At 67.6% G+C, this 21,419-nt stretch carries 21 protein-coding genes; 11 read left to right on the top strand and 10 right to left on the bottom strand.

Features of this window, described 5'->3' with window-relative positions:
* Positions 1 to 43: 43 nt before the first annotated feature.
* Genes LC041_RS03830 through LC041_RS03820 form a run of 3 tightly spaced genes read left to right on the top strand, consistent with a single transcriptional unit; the run spans position 44 to position 2,886 of the window.
* A complete protein-coding gene (locus tag LC041_RS03830; RefSeq protein WP_226531622.1) occupies positions 44 to 1,243 on the top strand; it encodes an ROK family transcriptional regulator in 1,200 nt (399 codons plus the stop codon).
* Positions 1,244 to 1,270: 27 nt separating this feature from the next.
* Positions 1,271 to 1,906, top strand: coding sequence for a DUF4166 domain-containing protein (locus tag LC041_RS03825; RefSeq protein ID WP_226531621.1), 636 nt, complete (start codon positions 1,271 to 1,273; stop codon positions 1,904 to 1,906).
* Positions 1,903 to 2,886: an epimerase gene (locus LC041_RS03820; RefSeq protein ID WP_226531620.1), complete on the top strand. Its 984-nt coding sequence runs from the start codon at positions 1,903 to 1,905 to the stop codon at positions 2,884 to 2,886. Before LC041_RS03825 ends, LC041_RS03820 begins: the two co-directional genes overlap by 4 nt.
* Here the strand turns inward: LC041_RS03820 and LC041_RS03815 are convergent.
* From LC041_RS03815 to LC041_RS03805, 3 genes are read right to left on the bottom strand one after another with little or no spacing between them, the layout of a single operon-like run.
* On the bottom strand, positions 2,883 to 3,272 hold the full coding sequence (locus LC041_RS03815; RefSeq protein WP_226531619.1) for a PLDc N-terminal domain-containing protein: 390 nt from the start codon (positions 3,270 to 3,272) through the stop codon (positions 2,883 to 2,885). The genes LC041_RS03820 and LC041_RS03815 overlap by 4 nt on opposite strands.
* A 51-nt stretch (positions 3,273 to 3,323) precedes the next feature.
* Positions 3,324 to 4,253: an aldo/keto reductase gene (locus LC041_RS03810; protein WP_226531618.1), complete on the bottom strand. Its 930-nt coding sequence runs from the start codon at positions 4,251 to 4,253 to the stop codon at positions 3,324 to 3,326.
* Between the two features lie 29 nt (positions 4,254 to 4,282).
* A complete protein-coding gene (locus tag LC041_RS03805; RefSeq protein ID WP_226531617.1) occupies positions 4,283 to 4,513 on the bottom strand; it encodes a helix-turn-helix domain-containing protein in 231 nt (76 codons plus the stop codon).
* Between the two features lie 94 nt (positions 4,514 to 4,607).
* Between LC041_RS03805 and LC041_RS03800 the strand changes: the two genes are divergently transcribed.
* From LC041_RS03800 to LC041_RS03790, 3 genes are read left to right on the top strand one after another with little or no spacing between them, the layout of a single operon-like run.
* Positions 4,608 to 4,982 carry a helix-turn-helix domain-containing protein gene (locus LC041_RS03800; RefSeq protein ID WP_226531616.1) on the top strand — a complete coding sequence of 125 codons (375 nt, stop codon included), beginning with the start codon at positions 4,608 to 4,610 and terminating at the stop codon, positions 4,980 to 4,982.
* 44 nt (positions 4,983 to 5,026) lie between these two features.
* Positions 5,027 to 5,425 (top strand): ImmA/IrrE family metallo-endopeptidase, encoded by a 399-nt coding sequence (locus LC041_RS03795; protein WP_226531615.1) that lies wholly within the window; start codon positions 5,027 to 5,029, stop codon positions 5,423 to 5,425.
* Positions 5,426 to 5,433: 8 nt separating this feature from the next.
* A complete protein-coding gene (locus LC041_RS03790) occupies positions 5,434 to 6,036 on the top strand; it encodes a GNAT family N-acetyltransferase (RefSeq protein ID WP_226531614.1) in 603 nt (200 codons plus the stop codon).
* Between the two features lie 3 nt (positions 6,037 to 6,039).
* Here LC041_RS03790 and LC041_RS03785 read toward each other — a convergent pair whose 3' ends face one another.
* The gene (locus tag LC041_RS03785; RefSeq protein ID WP_226531613.1) at positions 6,040 to 6,243 is read right to left on the bottom strand and encodes a hypothetical protein; all 204 of its coding nucleotides are present in this window, start codon (positions 6,241 to 6,243) and stop codon (positions 6,040 to 6,042) included.
* A 90-nt stretch (positions 6,244 to 6,333) separates the two neighbouring features.
* On the opposite strand from LC041_RS03785, the gene LC041_RS03780 reads away from it, so the two are divergent.
* The gene (locus LC041_RS03780) at positions 6,334 to 6,945 is read left to right on the top strand and encodes a flavodoxin family protein (RefSeq protein WP_226531612.1); all 612 of its coding nucleotides are present in this window, start codon (positions 6,334 to 6,336) and stop codon (positions 6,943 to 6,945) included.
* A gap of 6 nt (positions 6,946 to 6,951) precedes the next feature.
* On the opposite strand, the gene LC041_RS03775 is transcribed toward LC041_RS03780, so the two are convergent.
* The 6 genes from LC041_RS03775 to nrdH all read right to left on the bottom strand — a co-directional run bounded on the left by LC041_RS03775 (position 6,952) and on the right by nrdH (position 12,531).
* The gene (locus tag LC041_RS03775) at positions 6,952 to 7,452 is read right to left on the bottom strand and encodes a GNAT family N-acetyltransferase (protein WP_226531611.1); all 501 of its coding nucleotides are present in this window, start codon (positions 7,450 to 7,452) and stop codon (positions 6,952 to 6,954) included.
* Between the two features lie 33 nt (positions 7,453 to 7,485).
* Positions 7,486 to 8,526, bottom strand: a complete 1,041-nt coding sequence (locus LC041_RS03770; protein ID WP_226531610.1) for a hypothetical protein — start codon at positions 8,524 to 8,526, stop codon at positions 7,486 to 7,488.
* Positions 8,527 to 8,683: 157 nt separating this feature from the next.
* Positions 8,684 to 9,661 (bottom strand): class 1b ribonucleoside-diphosphate reductase subunit beta, encoded by a 978-nt coding sequence (gene nrdF / locus LC041_RS03765; RefSeq protein ID WP_226531609.1) that lies wholly within the window; start codon positions 9,659 to 9,661, stop codon positions 8,684 to 8,686.
* Between the two features lie 54 nt (positions 9,662 to 9,715).
* Positions 9,716 to 11,860 (bottom strand): class 1b ribonucleoside-diphosphate reductase subunit alpha, encoded by a 2,145-nt coding sequence (gene nrdE / locus LC041_RS03760; RefSeq protein ID WP_226531608.1) that lies wholly within the window; start codon positions 11,858 to 11,860, stop codon positions 9,716 to 9,718.
* Positions 11,857 to 12,291 (bottom strand): class Ib ribonucleoside-diphosphate reductase assembly flavoprotein NrdI, encoded by a 435-nt coding sequence (gene nrdI, locus LC041_RS03755; RefSeq protein ID WP_226531607.1) that lies wholly within the window; start codon positions 12,289 to 12,291, stop codon positions 11,857 to 11,859. The genes nrdE and nrdI overlap by 4 nt, the downstream gene beginning before the upstream one ends.
* Positions 12,292 to 12,297: 6 nt before the next feature.
* Positions 12,298 to 12,531 carry a glutaredoxin-like protein NrdH gene (gene nrdH, locus LC041_RS03750; protein ID WP_047519073.1) on the bottom strand — a complete coding sequence of 78 codons (234 nt, stop codon included), beginning with the start codon at positions 12,529 to 12,531 and terminating at the stop codon, positions 12,298 to 12,300.
* A 435-nt stretch (positions 12,532 to 12,966) separates the two neighbouring features.
* Between nrdH and LC041_RS03745 the strand changes: the two genes are divergently transcribed.
* From LC041_RS03745 to LC041_RS03730, 4 genes are all read left to right on the top strand, one after another.
* Entirely contained in the window at positions 12,967 to 14,130 is a 1,164-nt protein-coding gene (locus LC041_RS03745; protein ID WP_226531606.1) for an MFS transporter, read from the top strand.
* On the top strand, positions 14,127 to 15,041 hold the full coding sequence (locus LC041_RS03740) for a sugar kinase (protein WP_226531605.1): 915 nt from the start codon (positions 14,127 to 14,129) through the stop codon (positions 15,039 to 15,041). Before LC041_RS03745 ends, LC041_RS03740 begins: the two co-directional genes overlap by 4 nt.
* Before the next feature lie 246 nt (positions 15,042 to 15,287).
* A complete protein-coding gene (locus tag LC041_RS03735; RefSeq protein ID WP_226531604.1) occupies positions 15,288 to 17,201 on the top strand; it encodes a purple acid phosphatase family protein in 1,914 nt (637 codons plus the stop codon).
* Positions 17,202 to 17,238: 37 nt separating this feature from the next.
* Complete coding sequence (locus LC041_RS03730) at positions 17,239 to 21,369, top strand: metallophosphoesterase (RefSeq protein WP_226531603.1); 4,131 nt, start codon at positions 17,239 to 17,241, stop codon at positions 21,367 to 21,369.
* Positions 21,370 to 21,419 lie beyond the last annotated feature (50 nt).

The raw sequence follows: 21,419 nt of genomic DNA, 5'->3' as shown, positions 1-21,419 counted from the left end.
GCCTATGCGCTCTTGAGGGAAACCCTGTGATTTACTGACCCCTATGAGTGACGCGGAACGCATCTTCCCCAGCGCTTCGAACGGTGCCGGCGACATTTTCCAGCTCCTCCTGGACGGTCAGGCGCGTACCAAGGCCGATCTCGTGCACCTGACCGGGCTTGCGCGATCCACCGTCTCGACCCGCGTAGACGCCTTGCTCTCCGCGGGGCTGCTCGTACCCGCTGGGGAAGCCGCGTCCACCGGGGGGCGTCCGCCGTCGCGCGTCGCCTTCAATCCGCGCGCCGGCCTCGTGCTCGCCGTCGACCTCGGCGCTTCCCACGCCACGGTCGCTCTCGCCGATCTCGGCGGCCGCATCCTCGCCTCGACGACCCATCCGCTCGACATCGCGAGCGGTCCCGAGCCTGTGCTCGATCGCATGCTGGCCGAGGCACGCACGCTCCTCGGGGGCGTCGAGGCTCCCGCCGAGGCGCTCGTGGGCGTCGGCATCGGAGTGCCCGGGCCCGTCGAGCACTCCACGGGGCGCCCCTACAATCCGCCCATCATGCCGGGCTGGGACCGCTTCGACATCCCCGGCTACGTACAGCAGAGCTTCGATGTGCCGGTCCTCGTCGACAACGACGTGAACGTGCTCGCCCTCGGGGAGCAGATCACGAGCTTCCCCGACACCACCGATCTCATCTTCGTGAAGGTCGCCACGGGCATCGGAGCGGGCATCATCGCCGGAGGGCGCCTGCAGCGCGGCGCACAGGGCTCGGCCGGCGACATGGGCCATGTGCGGGTGCCGCATTCGTCCGAGTCGACCCACGCGGCCGATGAGGAGCGCGACCTCGAGGATCTGGCCAGCGGCAGCGCGATCGCCGCATCGCTTCGCGCACAGGGCATCGACGCCGAGACCAGCCGTGACGTGACCGAGCTCGTGCGCAGCGGCAACACCGCCGCCATCGAGGCCTTGCGTCAGGCTGGTCGCGACGTCGGAGAGGTGCTCGCGACCGTCGTGAACCTGCTCAACCCGTCCATCGTGGTCCTGGGCGGCAGCATCGCCCGAGCCGGCGAGCATCTGCTGGCCGGCGTGCGCGAGGTCGTCTACCGCCGTTCGATCCCGCTCGCCACCCAGCACCTGGCCATCGTCCAGTCCCCCACCGGCGAACGCGCCGCGGTCCTGGGGGCGGCGATCATGGTCGCCAGGGAGGTGCTCTCTCCGGCCAACGTCGACGCCCGCGTCGCCGCGGTTCATCGGGGCTGACCACAGCCGGCGGGCTAGGCTCGAGGGGTGACGCTCGTGCCGCAGTCCCCGTATGCTCGGGCACTCGGTGAGCGGATCGACGACCTGCACCCCCGACTGCGCACCTACTTCGCGGCGATACCCGAGGGCGCGGTCGGCGTCGGCGAGGGTGTTTTCGAGCGGGTCGGCACACCGCGACGCTGGCTCTGGCCTCTGCTACGGCTCCTCGAAGGACGCGGCGTGGTCGCCGCCGCCTGGGAGCGCGATGTGCCGTTCCGCGTGGAGAACCGCACGGTGGCCTCACGGGCCATCGGCGAGCGCACCTTCGATCTCGCACGAGGACCCTGGGTGATGCGCGACGCCGCGGCCCTCACGCGGCACGGACGCATCGTCGACGAGCTCGGAGAACCCGGCCTCCTCGCTGCGTGTTTCGACGTCGAGACGCACGACGGCGCCCTCCGTCTCACCAGCAACGCCGTCGGTGTGCGTCTCGGGCGGCTCCGGCTGCGCGTCCCCCGCCCGCTCTCGCCGACCATCCGGCTGACGGAGCATTTCGACGATGCTCGCGACAGCCAGTGCGTGACCCTCACCGTCCACCTGCCCGTCATCGGACGCGTGTACGAGTATCGGGGCCGTTTCCGCTATCGCATCGAACCGGCCGCAACGAAGGAGCAGACCGCATGAGCACGGACCGCATCGGCACGGGACGAGTGGTCATCGGCGGGTCCACGGGGTTCATGGGGTCGTACCTCGCGCCACGGCTCCGCGCCGCGGGTCGCGAAGTGGTGACGGTCTCCCGCTCGGGCGCCGACATCCGGTGGGGCGACCAGGTCGAGATAGATCGCGCCGTCGATGGCGCGTCCCTGGTGATCGGCCTCGCCGGCAAGAGCGTCAACTGCCGCTACACCACCGAGAACCGCGCGGAGATCTTCCGCTCGCGGCTCGACACCACGTCCTCGTTGAGCACCGCGATCGCGCGGGCGACGACGCCTCCCCCGTTCTGGGTGAACTCCTCGACCGCCACGATCTACCGGCACGCCGAAGACCGCCCGATGACCGAGTCCTCCGGCGAGATCGGCACCGGATTCTCCGTCGAGGTCGCCAAGGCGTGGGAGCACGCGTTGTTCGCCGACGACCTGCCGGCCACGCGTCGGGTCGCTCTGCGCAGCACGATCGTCCTCGGTCACGGCGGCGTGCTCGAACCCCTCAAGACCCTGGCGCGTCTCGGCCTCGGAGGTCCGCAGTACGACGGGCGCTGGCCGGTGAGCGCCGCCCGTCGAGCGGCAGGAACGGCACACTTTCCGGGGGCACGTCGGGGTCGGCAACGCTTCAGCTGGGTGCACATCGAAGACGTCGCCCGGATCATCGACTTCCTCGAGCAGACGCCGTCGCTCGACGGACCGGTCAACGCCGCCGCCCCGCATCCCGTCGACAACGTCGAGTTCATGGCGACCGTGCGCGACGTGCTGGGTGCCCGGATCGGCCCGCCGATGCCTCGGTGGATGCTGGAGCTCGGAGCCATCGGCATCCGCACCGAGACCGAGCTGATCCTGAAGAGCCGTTGGGTGCTGCCCGAGAAGCTCACCGCCGCCGGGTTCGAGTTCCGTCATCCGCGGCTGGAGGAGGCGATCCGCGAGTCGTTCGACCGCCCGCACGCCGCCTAGGAGGTCGGCCCTGCGGAGCCGGACGGAGCGTCGCCGTCGCGTCGGCGCTTCTCGATCTCTTGGCGAAGACGCCATTCCTCGATCTCACGGTCGAGATCGGCGATCTGCTCCTCCGTCGTGCGCCGATCGACCGGCGGGGCCGGTCGCACGTCGGTCTGCGGTGAGGGCCGCTGCGCCCTCCGCATCCGGGGAATCTGTACGCCGGCGTCGCCGTACTCGCGACCGATCGCGAACCACAGTGCGCTTCCGATGAGTGGCAGCAGGATGACGATGATGATCCACACCATCTTCGGCAGGTGCTTCACCAGAGAATTGTCTCGAGTGATGATGTCGATCAGCGCGCCGATCATCAGGGCGATGATGAGAAGCGAGAACAGGAACGGCATGAACTCAGGGTAGACGACGACGCGACGGCTCGCCTCGCTGCGCCCGGTCGACTACGGAAGCAGGTGCCCGGCCGCACGGAACAGTTCGTACCACTCGGGCCGCGTGAGCTCGATGTCGGCACCCGCCGCGGCCTGCTGCACCCGCTGCGGCGTCGTGGTCCCGAGAACGACCTGCATGCCGGCGGGGTGGCGCGTGATCCAGGCGGTCGCTATCGCGATCGGTGCCACGTCGTGCGCAGCCGCCAGGCGGTCGATCACCGCGTTCAGCTCGGGGTACTCGGGGTTGCCGAGGAAGACGCCGCGCGAGAACCCGTCCTGGAAAGGCGACCACGCCTGAATCGTGATGCCGTTGATCCGGCAGTACCCCACGAGCCCTCCGCCGTCGCGCTCGACGCTCTGCTCATGGCCCGCCATGTTCGCCGCCACCGGTTGCGCGAGAAGGGGCGCATGGGTGAGCGAAAGCTGCAGCTGGTTCGCGATCAGGGGTTGCCGGACTGCCGTGCGGAGAAGATCGATCTGTCTCGGCGTGTGGTTCGAGACGCCGAACGCCTTCACCTTGCCCGCGGCCTCGAGGTCGTCGAACGCCCGGGCGACCTCATCGGGCTCGACCAGGATGTCGGGACGGTGGAGCAGCAGCACGTCGAGACGATCGGTGCGCAGCGCCGCCAGCGAGCCCTCGACCTGGCGCACGATGTGCTCGTAGGAGAAGTCGAACATGCCCTGCGCAGGCACGATGCCGCATTTGGTCTGCAGCACGATCTCATCGCGCTCGGACGCACTGAGCTGCAAGGCGTCGGCGAATCGCGCCTCGCACCGGTGCATGCTCCCGCCGTAGATGTCGGCGTGGTCGAAGAAGTCGATGCCCGCGTCCCGCGCCGTGGCGTACAGCGTCCTGACGTGCGCATCGTCCTTGTCGTGAATGCGCATCATGCCGGCGATGACGGCGGGAGCGGTGGCGGATCCGAATGCGACGGTCTTCATGGGGACCACGCTACCCCGCACGACCGACGTCAGCCGTCGTCGGCGACGGACGCAGGCAGGAGCGTCGTCACTGCCACGTCGAGCGCCTCGGCGACGGCTGCCAGATCGACCACGGTGAAGTCCCTCTTCCCGTCGAGGAGGTCCGCCAGTTCGCTCAGGCCGATGCCGGAGCGCTGCGAGAGGTCGGCGATGGTCACTCCGGCATGCAGCCGTGCTCTCTCGACTTCGGATGCCAACAAATGACGTAGATGTGTCCCCATACGCCTACGCTACCGCTCCACACGGACACTCGACGCCGCCGGGTGAACCAGAATGGCAGCATTCTGGCTTCGGAGCGCTGCTATCGTGAGCCGGGTGAAGACAGCTGCAGAGGAGTTCAACGAAGCCGTGGGCCGCCAGATGCGCGCGGAGATCGCCGCCTCCCGAAGCAGCATCGCCGCCATGGCTCGCGGGATCGGCATCGCACGCAGCGCGCTCGACAACTACGTCACCGGAAAGCGCGCGATCCCCGTTCCAGTCGTCTACTCCGTCTGCGCCACGCTCGGCGTGGACCCCCACGTACTGCTCGCCCGCGCGGAGGAGCGGCTCCGGGCGGACGGCGAGCCCACCGCGCGCATCACTCCACTCCGCCGTACACCCGATGTCGCCGGTCCACGCGAAGATGTCCGCGAAGTCGCCTTCGATTCCCGCGTCCACCATGACGCCGATTCGGACGACCTCTACGACTGACCCGGCCTCGAGCGCCGGAACGGACCGGAACGAGGAGGAGCACCATGCAGCACCTCCTCCGTCTCGCCGAGGAGCGTCGGTTGCGGGTCGTCGAGCGCACCGGGCGCACCCGAGGTGGCTTCGACCCCGAGACACGGACGATCCGGCTCGCTCCGGGGATGAGCAGCCGAACGATGCGCAGCGTCCTCGCGCACGAACTCGGGCACGCGCACCTCGGCCACCTTCCCACCTCTTCTCCCACGGTCCGCGCGCAGCAGGAGCGTCGGGCCGATGAGTGGGCGGCCCGCCAGCTCATAACCGTGGAGGCGTATGCCGACGCCGAGGCTGTCCGCGGCCCCCACCTCGCCAGCCTGGCATTCGAGCTCGGCGTCACCGTCGAACTCGTGACGGCCTTCCAACGGTTGCTGAGCGAAGGCGCCGTCCCGCTCGCCCGCGCTGGTTGAATGTCGTCATGGCCTTCCTCTCCCCTCCCGTCCCCGTCACCCTCACCGGCGAGCTCGTCGAGCTTCGTCCGCTCGCACGCTCGCACGTCGACGGCCTCATCGAAGCGGTGCGGGAAGGCGACCTGTGGAAGACGGCCTGGTACACCTCGGTCCCCGCGCCCGACGGAGTCGCCGCCGAGGTCGAGCGACGCATGAGACTCGTCGACACGGGCGAGATGGTGCCCTTCACCGCGTTCGACGCCGCAGGCCGCGTTCTCGGACTCACCTCGTACTACGACCTCGTCGCCGATGTCCCACGGCTGCACATCGGCTACACGTGGAACCGACCGTCCGTGCACGGGACCGGCACGAATGCGGAGTCGAAGCTGCTGTTGCTCCAGCACGCGTTCGAGTCACTCGGGGTGTTCCGCGTCGGATTGACCACGCAGTGGGTGAACTTCCAGTCCCGCGCTGCCATCGAGCGGCTCGGGGCCAAGCAGGACGGCGTGATGCGCGCGATGAGCCGCTACCGCAACGGAGCGCTCAGGGACAGCGTGGAGTACTCGATCATCGAGCCCGAATGGCCCGCCGTCAGGGCGAATCTCGAGGCGAGACTCGCCACGCGGCGGTGAGGGTCACTCGGTGGGGTTGCCCGACCAGTTGTTCGACCGACGCGTGGCGGAACCGCGCTCACGGAGCATGAAGGCCATGGCCAGGGTCACCAGCAGGAGGCCGCCGCAGAACGCGAGCGCCTGGAATGCCGGCAGCCCGAACGAGATACCCATCAGCAGGATTCCTCCGATGAAGAGGATCATGAAGAAGAGGAAGCTGAGGATCACGGGATCTCCTGTCGTCGGTGCCGTTTACCAGGATAGCCCGGACACGGGAAGCCCCTGTGCACCCGCGCTCGATTCTGGTCTGCTCGGAACATGAAGACTCCACTCTCCGCGGTCGCCGTCTCCTGCACCCTGAAGCCGTCGCCCGCTGCCTCCAGTTCCGACCTCCTCGCGACCCAGGTGCTCGATGCACTCGCCGCGCACGGCGTCACCGGCGACCTCGTCCGCGCCGTCGATCTCACTCTGAGCCCCGGCGTGGAGAAGGACATGGGCGGAGACGACGAGTGGCCGAGCATCCGACGGCGCATCCTGGACGCCGACATCCTCGTCCTCGTCACCCCGACCTGGATGGGACAGCACTCGAGCGTCGCTCAGCGCGTGCTCGAGCGCCTGGATGCCGAGCTCGGCGAGACCGATGCCCGCGGTAGGCCGACCCTGTTCGACAAGGTCGCTGTCGCCGGCATCGTGGGAAATGAGGACGGCGCCCACCACATCGCGGCGATCCTCTTCCAGTCGCTGAACGACGTGGGCTACACGATTCCCGCCCAGGGCTCCGTCTACTGGAACGGCGAGGCCATGCACACGACCGACTACAAGGACCTCGACGAGACGCCGGAAAAGGTCGCATCGGCGATCAGCACGGCCGCGCGCAACGCCGCCCACCTCGCCAGGGCGCTCAAGGCACAGGAGTACCCGGCGGGCTGATGCCGCTCACGTCGTGAGGTCGAGCGCCCACGCGTTCACGGTCAGCTCTGCTCCGCGGAACTGCTCGGTGAACGTGCCGACCAGGTCGAAGCCGTTCCGGCGGCAGACCCCGTTCGACGCGGCATTCCCGACCTCGGGGAACGCCGTCAGGAACCGTCTGCCCTCTCGATGCGCACAGGCGTCGTCGACGACGAGAGCCAGGGCGTCGGAGGCCACCCCGCGTCCTTGCGCTTCGGGAAGGACGAACCATCCGGCCTCCAGCGCCGGCTCCTGCCGCCACTGCATGCGCCAGTGGCCGATCGAGCCGAGTGCGGAGCCCCCGGCATCTTCGATCACGAACATCCGTGCCTCGCCCGCCGCGACCAGACGGAGGTAGCGGGCGTGGCGCTCCACGATCTGGTCTTCGGTCTCCGGGCCTCCCAGATGACCCGTCATCGCCGGAGTGTTCGCCGCGTGCAGCAGATCGAGGTCGTTCTCCGACCAGAGCCGGAGTCGCAGGTGATCCATCCCCAGATGATCGCAGGTGCCTCCGACATCCGTTCAGTGTCCGCGCACGTGCGAGGCGGACGACGCCGGTGGGCGGAAGGTGACGACCTCGTCCCGGCGCGCCGTCTCGACCGCGAGCCCGGCACGCTCGAGTCGTCGGTGGACGCGCTGCGGGAGTGCCGGGAGCTCCGCTGAGAGACCGCGAGGCGGTGCCGCGAGCCCGGCGAACAGGGACAGGTCGACCCCGCCGCCACGTACTTCGATGCGCGCGTAGTCGCTGCGGCACCGCCAACGTAGGAACTCGATGGCAGCACAGGGAATCCTGTGCGTCGTGTCGTCGACGCTCACACGCACCTCGTCGTCCGCGAAGGCGACCGTGCACGCAACGGTGCGGCGGCGCAGGATCGCCAGGAGCAGGAGATACACCGGCAGACCGAGCACGAGCCCCAGGAGGACGAGCGCGATCCGTGGCCCCATCCGCATCACGATGTCATCCAGCACGATCAGCAGTGCGCCCCCGAGGAGTCCACCGACCACGACGATGGCGACGATCGCCCCGGTCAACGTCCTCATTCGGATCGGGATCGCCGGAAAGCGCACGAGCGACCCTCCACCACGCTCGTCGTGCTCCCAGCCCGGCGTCATGCGCCTCGGCTGCTTCTCCGTGTCGCGGGGCGGGATGAGCGCGATGACGCGGCTGAGGAGCCCGAGCCAGATCCAGGCGACCGCCGGGACCGCCGCGAGCTGGAGAACCAGAGCGACCTCGCGAACCGTCTCGGGCAGAGGTTCGAGCAGCTCTCCCCCGAACTCGGCCACGAAGGCGACCGCCGCGCCGAGGACGACCGCGACACCGGCGTGCAGTATCGCGCCGTTGCGAGCCGGGACCATGCCCAGCGTCGCATTCACGAACGCGACGCCGAAACACCAGCCACCGACCAGCATCAGCAGGAACGGGAAGAAGCCGAGGTCGTCGCCCGCGAGCGTGAACCCGACAGCGGCGATGAGAAGAGCAGCGCCCCACACGAGGGGGTTGCGCGTGAGCTTCCGGGTCACAGTCCTGCGGACGCTCCTGTCAGCGGCGGCGTCTTCGGTCATCCCTAGGAGTCTAGGGTCGAGGCCGTGAACCAGGGGGCTCTCCCGCGTCGAGAAAGATGCGGGCGGACGGACGAAGAGCCCCCGGCCAGCCGCTCGAGATGAGCTGCGGGCCGGGGGCTTCGTGGTCGCCGAGGAGGAAGTCGCCGACCGACAGGACTCAGAAGTCCCAGTCGTCGTCTTCCGTGGCCTCGGCCTTGCCGATGACGTACGACGAGCCCGACCCCGAGAAGAAGTCGTGGTTCTCGTCGGCGTTCGGCGACAGGGCCGACAGGATCGCCGGGTTCACGTTCGTGACGCTGGAGGGGAACATGGCCTCGTAGCCCAGGTTCATCAGGGCCTTGTTGGCGTTGTAGTGCAGGAACTTCTTGACGTCTTCGGTGAGACCGACGCCGTCGTAGAGGTCCTGCGTGTACTGCACCTCGTTGTCGTAGAGCTCATACAGGAGCGAGAACGTGTAGTCCTTCAGCTCATCACGACGCGCCTGGTCGGCGGTCTCGAGGCCCCGCTGGAACTTGTAGCCGATGTAGTACCCGTGCACGGCCTCGTCGCGGATGATGAGGCGGATCAGGTCGGCCGTGTTGGTCAGTTTCGCCTTCGACGACCAGTAGATCGGCAGATAGAAGCCCGAGTAGAACAGGAACGACTCCAGCAGGGTGGAGGCCACCTTGCGCTTGAGCGGATCATCGCCCTGGTAGTAGTCCATGATGATCTGAGCCTTCTTCTGAAGGTTCGGGTTCTCCGTGGACCAGCGGAACGCCTCATCGATCTCCTTCGTCGACGCGAGCGTCGAGAAGATCGAGGAGTAGCTCTTCGCGTGCACCGACTCCATGAACGCGATGTTCGTGTAGACAGCCTCTTCGTGCGGGGTGATCGCATCGGGGATGAGGGACACCGCGCCCACCGTGCCCTGGATCGTGTCGAGCAGCGTGAGCCCGGTGAACACCCGCATGGTGAGCAGCTGCTCGTCGGCGGTGAGTGTGTTCCACGACTGCACGTCGTTCGACAGCGGCACCTTCTCCGGCAGCCAGAAGTTGTTCACCAGACGGTTCCAGACCTCGAGGTCCTTGTCGTCCTGGATGCGGTTCCAGTTGATCGCCTGCACGCTGGAGACCAGCTTGAGTCTTTCGGGGGTCATGTTCTTCGTCGTTTCTCGGGTTTCAGCCGTGTTCTCGGGTCGACAGTTCTCGGGTCAGAGCATGCACGAGACGCACTCGGCCATGTCCGTGCCCTCGAGCGCCAGCTGACGCAGACGGATGTAGTAGATCGTCTTGATGCCCTTGCGCCAGGCGTAGATCTGCGCCTTGTTGATGTCACGCGTCGTGGCGGTGTCCTTGAAGAACAGCGTCAGCGACAGACCCTGGTCGACGTGCTGGGTGGCCGCGGCGTACGTGTCGATGACCTTCTCGTAACCGATCTCGTACGCGTCCTGGTAGTACTCCAGGTTGTCGTTCGTCATGAACGCCGCCGGGTAGTAGACGCGGCCGAGTTTGCCTTCCTTGCGGATCTCGATCTTCGACGCGATCGGGTGGATCGACGACGTGGAGTTGTTGATGTACGAGATCGACCCGGTCGGCGGGACCGCCTGCAGGTTCTGGTTGTAGATGCCGTGCTTCTGGATGGACGCCTTCAGCTCGACCCAGTCGTCCTGCGTCGGGATGTGCTTGCCGGCGAAGAGCTCCTTGACCTTCTCGGTCGCGGGGACCCATGCCTGGTCGATGTACTTGTCGAAGAACTCCCCCGACGCGTACTTCGAGTCCTCGAAACCGTCGAACGTCGTGCCGCGCTCGATCGCGAGGTTGTTCGACGCACGCAGCGCGTGGAACAGCACCGTGTAGAAGTAGATGTTCGTGAAGTCGATGCCCTCTTCCGAGCCGTAGTGCACGTGCTCGCGAGCGAGGTAGCCGTGCAGGTTCATCTGGCCCAGACCGATCGCGTGAGAGCGGTCGTTGCCGTCCTCGATCGAGCGCACCGAACCGATGTGGCTCTGATCGCTGACCGCGGTGAGCGCGCGGATCGCCGTCTCGACGGTCTGGCCGAGGTCGTCGGCATCCATCGACAGCGCGATGTTCATCGAGCCGAGGTTGCAGGAGATGTCCTTGCCGATGTTGTCGTACGACAGGTCGTCGTTGTACGTGGTCGGCGTGTTCACCTGCAGGATCTCACTGCAGAGGTTGGACATGTTGATCCGGCCCTTGATCGGGTTGGCCTTGTTCACCGTGTCCTCGAACATGACGTACGGGTAGCCCGACTCGAACTGGATCTCGGCGACGGTCTGGAAGAACTCGCGCGCGTTGATCTTGGTCTTCTTGATGCGCGGGTCGTCGACCATCTCGCGGTACTTCTCGGTGACCGAGATGTCTCCGAAGGGCACGCCGTAGACCTTCTCGACGTCGTACGGCGAGAACAGGTACATGTCCTCGTCGTTCTTGGCGAGCTCGAACGTGATGTCGGGGACGACGACGCCCAGCGACAGCGTCTTGATGCGGATCTTCTCATCGGCGTTCTCACGCTTGGTGTCGAGGAAGCGCATGATGTCGGGGTGGTGCGCGTTGAGGTACACCGCGCCCGCACCCTGGCGGGCACCGAGCTGGTTGGCGTAGCTGAAGCTGTCTTCGAGCAGCTTCATCACGGGGATGATGCCGGACGACTGGTTCTCGATCTGCTTGATCGGCGCACCCGACTCACGGATGTTCGACAGCAGCAGTGCCACACCGCCACCGCGCTTGGACAGCTGCAGCGCGGAGTTGATGCCGCGGGCGATGGACTCCATGTTGTCCTCGATGCGCAGCAGGAAGCAGCTGACGAGCTCACCGCGCTGCGCCTTGCCCGCGTTGAGGAACGTCGGGGTGGCCGGCTGGAAGCGACCGGAGATGATCTCCTCGACGAGCGCGACCGCGAGCTTCTCATCGCCGTCCGCGAGTCCGAGGGCGGTCATCACGACACGGTCCTCGAAGCGCTCGAGGTACCGCTTGCCGTCGAACGTCTTGAGCGTGTAGCTCGTGTAGTACTTGAACGCGCCGAGGAACGTCTCGAAGCGGAACTTCTTGCCGTAGGCGAGATCGTTGAGCTTCTGGATGAACTCCATCGAGTACTTCTCGATGACGGCGCCCTCGTAGTACTCCTTCTCCACGAGGTAGTCCAGACGCTCCTTCAGCGAGTGGAAGAACACCGTGTTCTGGTTCACGTGCTGCAGGAAGTACTCCCGCGCGGCGCGCTTGTCGGCGTCGAACTGGATCTTCCCGTTCTCGTCGTACAGGTTGAGCATCGCGTTGAGGGCGTGATAGTCGAGGCCCTCGTAGGAGGGGTTCGACTTGAATGCCACTGTCTCGGTCACTGAAGCTGCCACCGTCGTTCCAATCCGTCGCTCACGCGATCCACATCGTCTTGTGTGCCGAAGATCTCGAGCCGGTACAAGTGAGGCACGTGGCACTTGCGGCTGATGATGTCACCGGCGAGGCAGAACGCATCGCCGAAGTTGGTGTTGCCCGCGGAGATCACACCGCGGAGGTGGCGCCGGTTGCGCTCGTCGTTGAGGAACCGAATCACCTGCTTGGGAACGGCGCCCTTCTCGACGCCTCGTCCCGCGCCCCCGCCGTAGGTGGGGGTGACCAGCACGAAGGGCTCGTCGATGACGAGGTCTTCTTCGTGTCGGTGGAGGGGGATTCGTCGGGCGGGGAGCCCGAGCTTCTCGATGAACCGCGCGGTGTTACCCGACACGCTCGAGAAGTAGATCAGGAGCGGCGCTGCGGTCGCGACGGCGCTCATGGGAGGTCACGCCAGACGAGAGGCGAGCTCGTCGATCTTGTCGGGACGGAAGCCCGACCAGTGCCCCTCGTCGGTGACGACGACGGGTGCCTGCAGGTAGCCGAGCGCCTTGACCTGCTCGAGCGCCGTCGGGTCCTCGGAAAGGTCGAGGACCTCGTACTCGATGCCCTTGGCATCCAGGGCACGGTACGTCGCGTTGCACTGAACGCAGGAAGGCTTGGTGTAGACCGTGATCGACATCTTTTTCGTAACCCCTCAAATCTCTGGCCCGCTTCTCATCAGGCTGTTTCCCGGTAGACCCCCTGCCGGGACTTCAATACTACATATGGGGACCGACATTGGGGGCGACCACAAGGGGTAGTAGTTACATCCGTGTAGTTATCCACCGTTCTCCACGACCTCAACACAGGTTCTCCACCGTTTCCTCCACAGGCGAAGGCCCTGTCCTGAGGGGCGCGAACCGCGTGAAATCGCGGCTGGGAAGCCCCTGTGAACGATCCATCCACAGGGGGCACGGTACGCCGGTCCTCGGACATTCGGATTCCTGTGGAATTCGCCCTTCGGCGTGTCGCGGCGTGTCGCCGCACGAGCGCTTCCACGACCGCGTCGGAGGCCCGGTACCGTTATCTCGTGGCGGGATATCGGGATCTTCTTCGCACGCCTGGTGTGGCGCGCATGATCGCGGCTCAGCTGACCGCGCGCTTCCCCAACGGCATGATGTCGCTGGCGATCCTGCTGCACGTGGAGCAGGAGACCGGGTCGTACGGATCGGCCGGGCTCGTCCTCGCGGCGACCAGCGTCGGGCAGGCCGTCGCAGGTCCCGTCACGAGTCGGTGGATGGGCGCCTGGGGCATGCGACGGGTACTCACCCTCACCCTCACGGTCTGCGTCCTCGCCGTACTGAGCCTCGCGGTCCTTCCCCTCGACGTGCCCGGCTACATGGCGCTCGGGATGGTCGCCGGGCTGTCCACGCCGCCGGTCCAGGCGGCGGTGCGCACGATCTACCCGAAGCTCGTCAACTCCTCCCACCTCACTCCGCTGTTCTCCCTCGACGCGTCGTTGCAGGAGATCATCTGGGTGCTGGCGCCGGTCGTCATCACGCTCGTTTCCACCCAGGTCGGGACCACGGAGGGGCTTCTGCTCGTCGCGATCGTCCTCGTCCTCGGCGGCGCCTGGTTCATCCTCTCCCCCGAAGTCGGGCGCGTTCGCATCCCACGCAGCCGGCATGCTCTGGGCAAGGTCGTCCTCAAACCACCGGTCCTGCTGGCGACGGTGATCGGGTTCCTGCTGATCGGGGCCTGCGCCGCCGTGGAGGTGGGCGTGGTGGCCACCTTCGAACACGGAAGCCTGGCGGCCGGACTCGTGCTCGCCGTGTTTTCGGCGGGGAGCCTGGCGGGCGGCCTGGCGTTCGGACACATCCCCATCGGCCCCTGGGCCATGGCACGCCGACTGCTGATCGTCACGATCGGACTCGGCCTGACGATGGTCATGCTCAACGTGTTCTGGCTCGGCGGCACCTTGATCCTCGCCGGCATCGGCATCGCCCCCGCCCTCGCTGTCCTCTTCGCCATCACCACCGCGAGCGTGAAGTTCAGCGAGACCGCGGAGGCGTTCGGCTGGGCCGGCACCGGTCAGCTGATCGGCGCGGCCGCCGGGTCCGCCGTCGCCGGCTTCCTCGTCGACGTCAGCGACTGGCGAGGCGCGTACCTCGCCGCCACGATCTTCGCAGCGGTCGGTCTGCTCGTCTCCATCGTCTTCGTCCGTTCCTTCCCCGATCTGCGTCACCGCGACGCGAGCCCGCATCCCGACACCGAACCCTTGGCGGTCACCCCTTCATGAACTCCCCCTCCTCTCCGGCTTCCTCCGCACCCGAGATCGTCTGCGTCGGCGAGTCGATGGTGCTGATCACCCCGACCGACGCCGGTCTGGCCGATGCCTCGCAGGCGTCGCTCGGCCTCGCCGGGGCGGAGGCCAACGTCTCCGTCGGCGTCGCCGCCACCGGCCACCGCGCTGTCTGGGCGTCGCGACTCGGCGCAGACCCGATGGGCGACCGGATCGCCTCGGAGCTCGATCGTCGTGGTGTGGAGCTGTGGGTCGAGCGGGACGATGCCTCCCCCACCGGCGTCATGTTCAAAGACCCCGGTGTCGAGACGTCGACGGTCTACTACTACCGTCGAGGATCAGCCGCCTCGCTCATGGAACCCGGCTTCCTCGCGCCGTCACGGCTCGCGGGGGTGCGCATCGTGCACACCACCGGGATCACCCCCGCCCTCTCCGCATCGTGCCGGGAGATGACCGACCGGCTCTTCGTCGATGCGCGCGCGGCGGGCGCACTCGTCTCCTTCGACGTGAACGACCGCCGACAGCTCTGGGACCGGGAGGACGCCGCCGCGACCCTTGCCCGCCTGGCCGACGCCGCCGACATCGCCTTCGTCGGGCGCGACGAGGCGGAGCGCATCTGGGGGACGGTCTCGCCTGCGGAGATCCGCGCGTTCCTGCCCGACTGCGGGCTGCTGGTCGTCAAGGACGGCGACGTGGGTGCGACCGCCTTCGAGGGCGACGCCGAGCCGGTGTTCGTTCCCGCACCGGTGGTCGAGGTCGTCGAGCCGGTCGGAGCCGGGGACGCCTTCGCCTCCGGCTTCCTGAGCGCGACCCTCGACGGCGATGACCTCGCCGCGTGTCTCTCGGCGGGCCACGCCGCGGCCGCGCGCGTGCTGACGATCGCCGCCGACCTCCCACCGCTGGACTGACACCTCTCCCCGTCGCGCGGGGTTCCTTCACTGAACACGCGCTCGGATCACGCCGACCGGAGTCAAGCAACCGATCGGTGAACGCCCGTCGGCGATCGATGAACGGCGGATGACGGCTGCCTGGAAGGGCCGCTCTGCTCTGGCACGCGCTAGTAGCTTCGCGAATGGCGCCTCTTCCACCCTGTCGCAGCGCGCCGTCCTCCCACCTCGAACACCCGACGAAAGGTGCTGCCTGCGATGGCGCGCTTGCCACGATCCCTGACCCCCCTGCGGCGTACCGCCGCCTTCACCGCCGGAGGCCTCGCCGCCGCCGTCGGACTCACCTTCCTCGGCGGCGGCGTCGCCGTCGCCGCCGGCGGACTCAACCCTCCGGCCGTCGCCCCGGCCACGGTCTTCGTGCCGTCGGCGACGCCCGATCGCGTGATCCTCACGCCGACCGCCGCACCGCAGACGAGTCAGAGTGTGAGCTGGCGCACCTCGGCGGACGTGACGTCGCCGCAACTGCAGCTCGCCCCGCTCACCGCGACGCCGGTCGACACCGCCGCTGCGCGGACCGTCACCGCAACCACCACCGGGTTCACCTCGAACTTCGGCTACGAGATCGCGCACCATTCGGCGACCGTGGACCAGCTCGAGGCAGGCACCACGTACCTGTATCGCGTGGGCGACGGTGCGACCTGGAGCGAATGGCTCGAGTTCACGACCGCCGACGACACGGTCGGCAACTTCAGCTTCCTGGTGCAGGGCGACGCGCAGAACGATAACAAGGCGTTCACCTCCCGTGCGATGCGTGCCGCGTTCGAGGCGCGCCCCTACGCGCGCGCCGTCGTGCACGCCGGTGACCTAATCGACACCGAGACGTCGGATGCGGAATGGGGCGAGTGGCACGAGGCCGCCGCGTTCTCGAACCAGTACCTGAACGTGATCGCGGCCACCGGCAACCACGAGTATTACCCCGGCCCCGAACTCTCGAAGCACTGGGACGCCCAGTTCGAGTACCCCGCCAACGGCCCGCAGGGCGCCGACCTCGGCGAAACCGTCTACTCCGTGGACTACCAGGGGGTGCGCTTCATCACGCTCAACAGCACCCAGGCATTCTCGCCCGCGAGCCTCACGGCGCAGACGGAATGGCTCGAGGATCAGCTCGCAGAGAACCCGAACACCTGGACGGTCGTGGCTTTTCACCACCCGATCTTCTCCGTGACGTCCGGCCGCGACAACGCCGTCCTGCGCGATGCCTGGATGCCGCTCTTCGAGGAGTACGGCGTCGACCTCGTCGTGCAGGGCCACGATCACGCCTACGGGCGTGGCAACCTGATCGCGAACGAGAGCCATCTGCCCTCCGGAGCCGACTCGGAGACGAGCCACACCGGGCCCGTGTACCTCGTGTCCGTCGCCGGACCGAAGATGTATGTGCCTGACCCCGCCGAAGCCAACAACTGGACGGCGAACGACGCGAACCTCCGGGTCGTCGGTCGCGACGTGCAGCTCTTCCAGACCGTCGACGTGACCGCCGACGAGTTCCACGTCGAGGCTCGCACAGTGGACGGTGCCCTCTTCGACTCCTTCACGATCGAGAAGACGAACGACGGCACCAAGCTCGTGAGCGACGACGAGGCCTGGACGGCCGGTCCCGGCTCCACACGCTGGGGTTTCGAGGAAGGCACGGATCCGGTCGACCCCGTCGACCCCGTCGACCCCGTCGACCCCGTCGACCCCGTCGACCCCGTCGACCCCGTTGACCCCGTTGACCCCGTGGACCCCGACGGCGTCTCGATCACCCTTTCGACCGCGCAGGTCGCGCCCGGCGACGAGCTCCAGCTCACGGCGAAGGGCCTGGACCCGGAGGAGCGCGCGTCCATCGAGCTTCACTCCACCCCGGTGCAACTCGCCGTGGCCTCGAGCGATGCCGATGGCACGCTTGCCGCGACGGTGCGCATCCCGGCCGACACGGCTCCGGGCGAGCACGAGATCGTCGTGACGGGCCTGGGCTCCGAGGCCACCGGCCGCATCGCGATCATCGTCACCCGTCCGGCCGACGGCGGCGGCTCGCTCGCCGCGACCGGCTGGGCCGGCGGCGGCCTCGCTCTGTTCGGCATCCTCATCACCGCGGCCGGAGCCGCCGTGATCCTCCGCTCCCGTTCCCGCTCCGCCGCGTGACCGGCCCGCTCATCGAAACCCGAAAGGCACTGATCTCATGACCACCCCCTTCACGCGGCGCCGCACCCCGTGGCGGTTCGCCGCCTGCGCCCTCGCGGGAGCCGTGCTCCTGTCGGCCGGCGTGCTCACCGCGCCCGCGCCGAGTGCTCAGGCCGCGGATGCGGCCCCGTCCGCGTGGGAGCCGTCGGCGATCCCCGACCGGATCGTCCTCACCCCCGCCGCAGACGCGACCACCCAGCAGACCGTCACATGGCGCACCGCAGCCACGACCGACCGCGGGATCGTGCAGTACCGCACCATGACGGCGACCCCGTACCCGGGCGGCGTGAGGGAAGCCACCGCCGCGCACACGACGGTCGCCACCGATGCCGGCTACACGCAGAACCTGCACTCGGCCACACTCACCGACCTGCAGCCGGGTGTCGAGTACATGTACCGCGTCGGCGACGGCACGAACTTCTCTGAATGGCAGGACTTCGCCACCGCGAGCACAACCGACAAGAACACGTCGTTCATCTTCCTCGGCGACATCCAGAACGGCATCCTGAGCGACGGCTCCCGCGTGCTGCGCAACGCCTTCCGCGACCGCCCGAATGCCGACGTCGTCGTGCAGGTCGGCGACCTGGTCAACGACGCGAACGCGGATGCGCAGTGGGGTGAGCTGTTCGACGCGTTCTCCTATTCCCTGGGCACACAGAACCTCATCACCACCCCGGGCAACCACGAGTATGACGGCGGCTTGTCCCGCACCTGGCGCGCACAGCTGCCGTACCCGGCAAACGGTCCGGCCGGGGAGGGCGCGATCTACGACGAACTCGCCGGCACGGTGTACTACACCGACCGCGAGGGTGTGCGCTTCGTGTCGCTGAACAGCAACATCGTCTCCGAGGAGGGTCTGCACGTGCAGGCCGAGTGGCTTGAGGGCGTGCTGGCAGAGAACCCGAACGAGTGGACGATCGTACTGTTCCACCACCCGGTGTACTCGCTCGACGAGGGCCGCAACAACCTGGGCATCCGCACGGTATGGGGCCCGGTCCTCGAGAAGTACGACGTCGACCTCGTCCTGCAGGGTCACGACCATGCCTACGGGCGCGGCAACTCGCTCGCCGCCGAGGAGAACCTCCCCGCAGGTGCCGACCCCGAACTGAGCGCGACCGGCCCGGTCTACGTCGGCTCCAGCGCCAGCGTGAAGCTGTACGAGTACGGTCCGCGCCTGTGGAACGAGAACGGCGCGCACCTGCGTCGCCTCGACGGCGGCAAGCAGTTCTACCAGCTCGTCGACGTCAGCGAGGGCACCCTGCGCTACGAATCGAGGACCGCCGACGGCGAGTTCTTCGACGGCGTGACGATCACGAAGGACGAGAACGGCAAGCTCGTCACGGACGGTGTCGAGCCGCAGGAGATCCCCACCGGTCCCGTGCAGCCGTGCCTCGGCTGCGGCGGTAACCCCGATCCCGGCGAAATCACGCCCGATGTACCGACCGGCGAGGTCGACTACGAGGTGACAGGCTCGCTCGTGTCGGTGGACAAGTCGAAGGCGAGCCTGCCCGCGGGAGTGGCCTACTCGGAATCGCGTGACGTGCTCTACCTGGGAGACCAGAACGGACGCAAGATCTACGAGATCGACGCCGACACCGACCAGATCCTCGGCGAGATGACCCTCCCCGAGAACATCCGCGACCTCGGTATCGATGACGACAGGGACCTCCTCTACGTCGGACAGCAGAACCGCAACTGGCTCGTCGTCTCCATCGCGCCCGACACGTTCGGTCAGGTCGTCCGCGGACCATTCCCGACCATCGAATCCAACCGCTCCATCGACGTCGACCCCCAACTCGGATACGTCTACGTCGCCGTCCCCTCCCGTGGCATCGAAGTCCTCGACGCCACCACCGGCGCCTCCCTCGGAGTCATCAACGGCACCGCCGACGCCTACTACGTCGCCGCCGACCCCACCACCGGCACCGTCGTCAGCACCAAATTCCACGACCTCACGAGTGTCGTGAACGTCGAGGCGTTCGATGCCGACAACGGTTTCGCCAAGATGTGGGCGAAGGCGACGAGGGCCAACCCCCGTCAAGTCGACATCGACTCGACGAACGGACTGCTCTACGTGGGATACACCGGCACGGGTGCAGGCTCTGGCGGGTTCTCGGTGCACGACCTCGCCACGGGCAAGGCGCTCGGCGACTTCGCCGATCCCGCCTTCGGCAAGGACGGCTACGGCATCGCCGTGGACGAGGAGCACCAGCGCGTGTTCGTCTCGAACCGCGACTTCCGCCTCAACCCACCAGGAGAGGAACTCACCGCCGCCGCCGTGACCGTGAGCGAGCGAGTGATGCCGGAGGCGCTGTCGTACGAGTCGGCGGGACACCTGGTGTCGGTGGACAAGTCGAAGGCGAGCCTGCCCGCGGGAGTGGCCTACTCGGAATCGCGTGACGTGCTCTACCTGGGAGACCAGAACGGACGCAAGATCTACGAGATCGACCCCGACACCGACCAGATCCTCGGCGAGATGACCCTCCCCGAGAACATCCGCGACCTCGGTATCGATGACGACAGGGACCTCCTCTACGTCGGACAGCAGAACCGCAACTGGCTCGTCGTCTCCATCGCGCCCGACACGTTCGGTCAGGTCGTCCGCGGACCATTCCCGACCATCGAATCCAACCGCTCCATCGACGTCGACCCCCAACTCGGATACGTCTACGTCGCCGTCCCCTCCCGTGGCATCGAAGTCCTCGACGCCACCACCGGCGCCTCCCTCGGAGTCATCAACGGCACCGCCGACGCTTACTACGTCGCCGCCGACCCCACCACCGGCACCGTCGTCAGCACCAAATTCCACGACCTCACGGACGTGATCAACCTGGAGGCCTTCGACGCGTCGAACGGATTCGCGAAGCTGTGGGAACGCACGAGTCGCCCGAACCCTCGTCAGGTCGACATCGACTCGACGAACGGACTGCTCTACGTCGGCTACACCGGCACGACGGCCGATCGTGGCGGGTTCTCGGTGCACGACCTCGCCACGGGCGCCCTGATGGGCGACTTCGTGGGCCCGCAATACGGCAAGGACGGCTACGGCATCGCGATCGATGAGGAGCGCCAGCGCGTGTTCGTCTCGAACCGCGACTTCCGCCTCAACCCACCGGGAGAGGAACTCACCGCCGCTGCCGTGACCGTGAGCGTGCGGACGGTCGACCCGACCGACCCGACCGACCCGACGGATCCAACAGAACCGACCGATCCAACGGATCCGACCGACCCGACGGATCCGATCGACCCAACGGATCCGACCGACCCGGAGACTCCGGTGTTCACGGCGCGGTCGCTGTCGGTGATCGCATCCGCGACGGACGTCCAGGAATCGGACGAACGTCCGGTCGGGTCGGTGGTCGACACCCGAAGCGGCCATCTGTTCGTCGGCAACGAGATGCGCCCCGCGCGCGTCTGGGAGATCGACCCGACGACCGACACGCTGGTGCGGACGCTCGATGTGCCCGCCCCGACCGCGGTCGACGAGGGCGTGCGAGACGTCGCGCTCGACGAGGCGAAGGGCGAGCTGTACGTCGCCTACTCCAACCGATGGCTGGTGATGGATGCGAGCAGCGGTGCGCTCACGCGCGGACCCTATGCGTTCACGGCCAACGTGCGCGGCATCGACATCGACCCGGAGGCAGGTCTCGTGTTCGGCGCCACGCGCGGAACGGGAGTGGAGATCATGGACGCGGCGACGGGCGCAGCAATCGCCGTGACGCCGGCCGGCGACTCCGCCTGGCGCTCGCACGGCATCGCGTGGGACGGCGTCAACGACCGCCTCTACGTGGGCACCGCCGATGCTGACGGGTCGACGGACGGCGTGCGTGTGTTCGCCGGAGGCACGTGGGAACTCGCAGGGACCATCCCGATGGCGAACGCCGACCTGCGCTCCCTCGCCGTCGACACCGCCACGGGGCGGCTGATCGCCGGGCACCAGACGACGACCTTCGACGCGAGCGGAGTGTCGATCTACTCGACCGCCGATCTGTCGCTGATCGCCCGGCTCAGCGCCCACGCGTACGGCAACAAGGTCTACGGCGTCTCGGTGAACCCGACGGACGGCGAGATCTACGTGTCGGCGCGCGACCGGTACCCATCCGGGCTGGTGGCGATCGGCACCGACTGACCGCTGTTGCCGCAGAGGGGGCGCGTCCGCGAGGCCGCGCCCCCTTTCCG

Origin of the sequence: Microbacterium paraoxydans (assembly GCF_020524545.1) — a bacterium.
Classification (GTDB): Bacteria; Actinomycetota; Actinomycetes; order Actinomycetales; family Microbacteriaceae; genus Microbacterium; species Microbacterium paraoxydans_C.
This window is presented reverse-complemented; position numbering and strand designations above follow the sequence as displayed.

Excerpts from the sequence above, each read along its gene's own strand:
- LC041_RS03830 (WP_226531622.1), top strand. The coding sequence starts at position 44 with ATGAGTGACGCGGAACGCATCTTCCCCAGCGCTTCGAACGGTGCCGGC.
- LC041_RS03820 (WP_226531620.1), top strand. The coding sequence starts at position 1,903 with ATGAGCACGGACCGCATCGGCACGGGACGAGTGGTCATCGGCGGGTCC.
- LC041_RS03815 (WP_226531619.1), bottom strand. The coding sequence starts at position 3,272 with ATGCCGTTCCTGTTCTCGCTTCTCATCATCGCCCTGATGATCGGCGCG.
- LC041_RS03810 (WP_226531618.1), bottom strand. The coding sequence starts at position 4,253 with ATGAAGACCGTCGCATTCGGATCCGCCACCGCTCCCGCCGTCATCGCC.
- LC041_RS03805 (WP_226531617.1), bottom strand. The coding sequence starts at position 4,513 with ATGGGGACACATCTACGTCATTTGTTGGCATCCGAAGTCGAGAGAGCA.
- LC041_RS03795 (WP_226531615.1), top strand. The coding sequence starts at position 5,027 with ATGCAGCACCTCCTCCGTCTCGCCGAGGAGCGTCGGTTGCGGGTCGTC.
- LC041_RS03790 (WP_226531614.1), top strand. The coding sequence starts at position 5,434 with ATGGCCTTCCTCTCCCCTCCCGTCCCCGTCACCCTCACCGGCGAGCTC.
- LC041_RS03780 (WP_226531612.1), top strand. The coding sequence starts at position 6,334 with ATGAAGACTCCACTCTCCGCGGTCGCCGTCTCCTGCACCCTGAAGCCG.
- LC041_RS03775 (WP_226531611.1), bottom strand. The coding sequence starts at position 7,452 with ATGGATCACCTGCGACTCCGGCTCTGGTCGGAGAACGACCTCGATCTG.
- LC041_RS03770 (WP_226531610.1), bottom strand. The coding sequence starts at position 8,526 with ATGACCGAAGACGCCGCCGCTGACAGGAGCGTCCGCAGGACTGTGACC.
- nrdF (WP_226531609.1), bottom strand. The coding sequence starts at position 9,661 with ATGACCCCCGAAAGACTCAAGCTGGTCTCCAGCGTGCAGGCGATCAAC.
- nrdI (WP_226531607.1), bottom strand. The coding sequence starts at position 12,291 with ATGAGCGCCGTCGCGACCGCAGCGCCGCTCCTGATCTACTTCTCGAGC.
- nrdH (WP_047519073.1), bottom strand. The coding sequence starts at position 12,531 with ATGTCGATCACGGTCTACACCAAGCCTTCCTGCGTTCAGTGCAACGCG.
- LC041_RS03745 (WP_226531606.1), top strand. The coding sequence starts at position 12,967 with ATGATCGCGGCTCAGCTGACCGCGCGCTTCCCCAACGGCATGATGTCG.
- LC041_RS03740 (WP_226531605.1), top strand. The coding sequence starts at position 14,127 with ATGAACTCCCCCTCCTCTCCGGCTTCCTCCGCACCCGAGATCGTCTGC.
- LC041_RS03730 (WP_226531603.1), top strand. The coding sequence starts at position 17,239 with ATGACCACCCCCTTCACGCGGCGCCGCACCCCGTGGCGGTTCGCCGCC.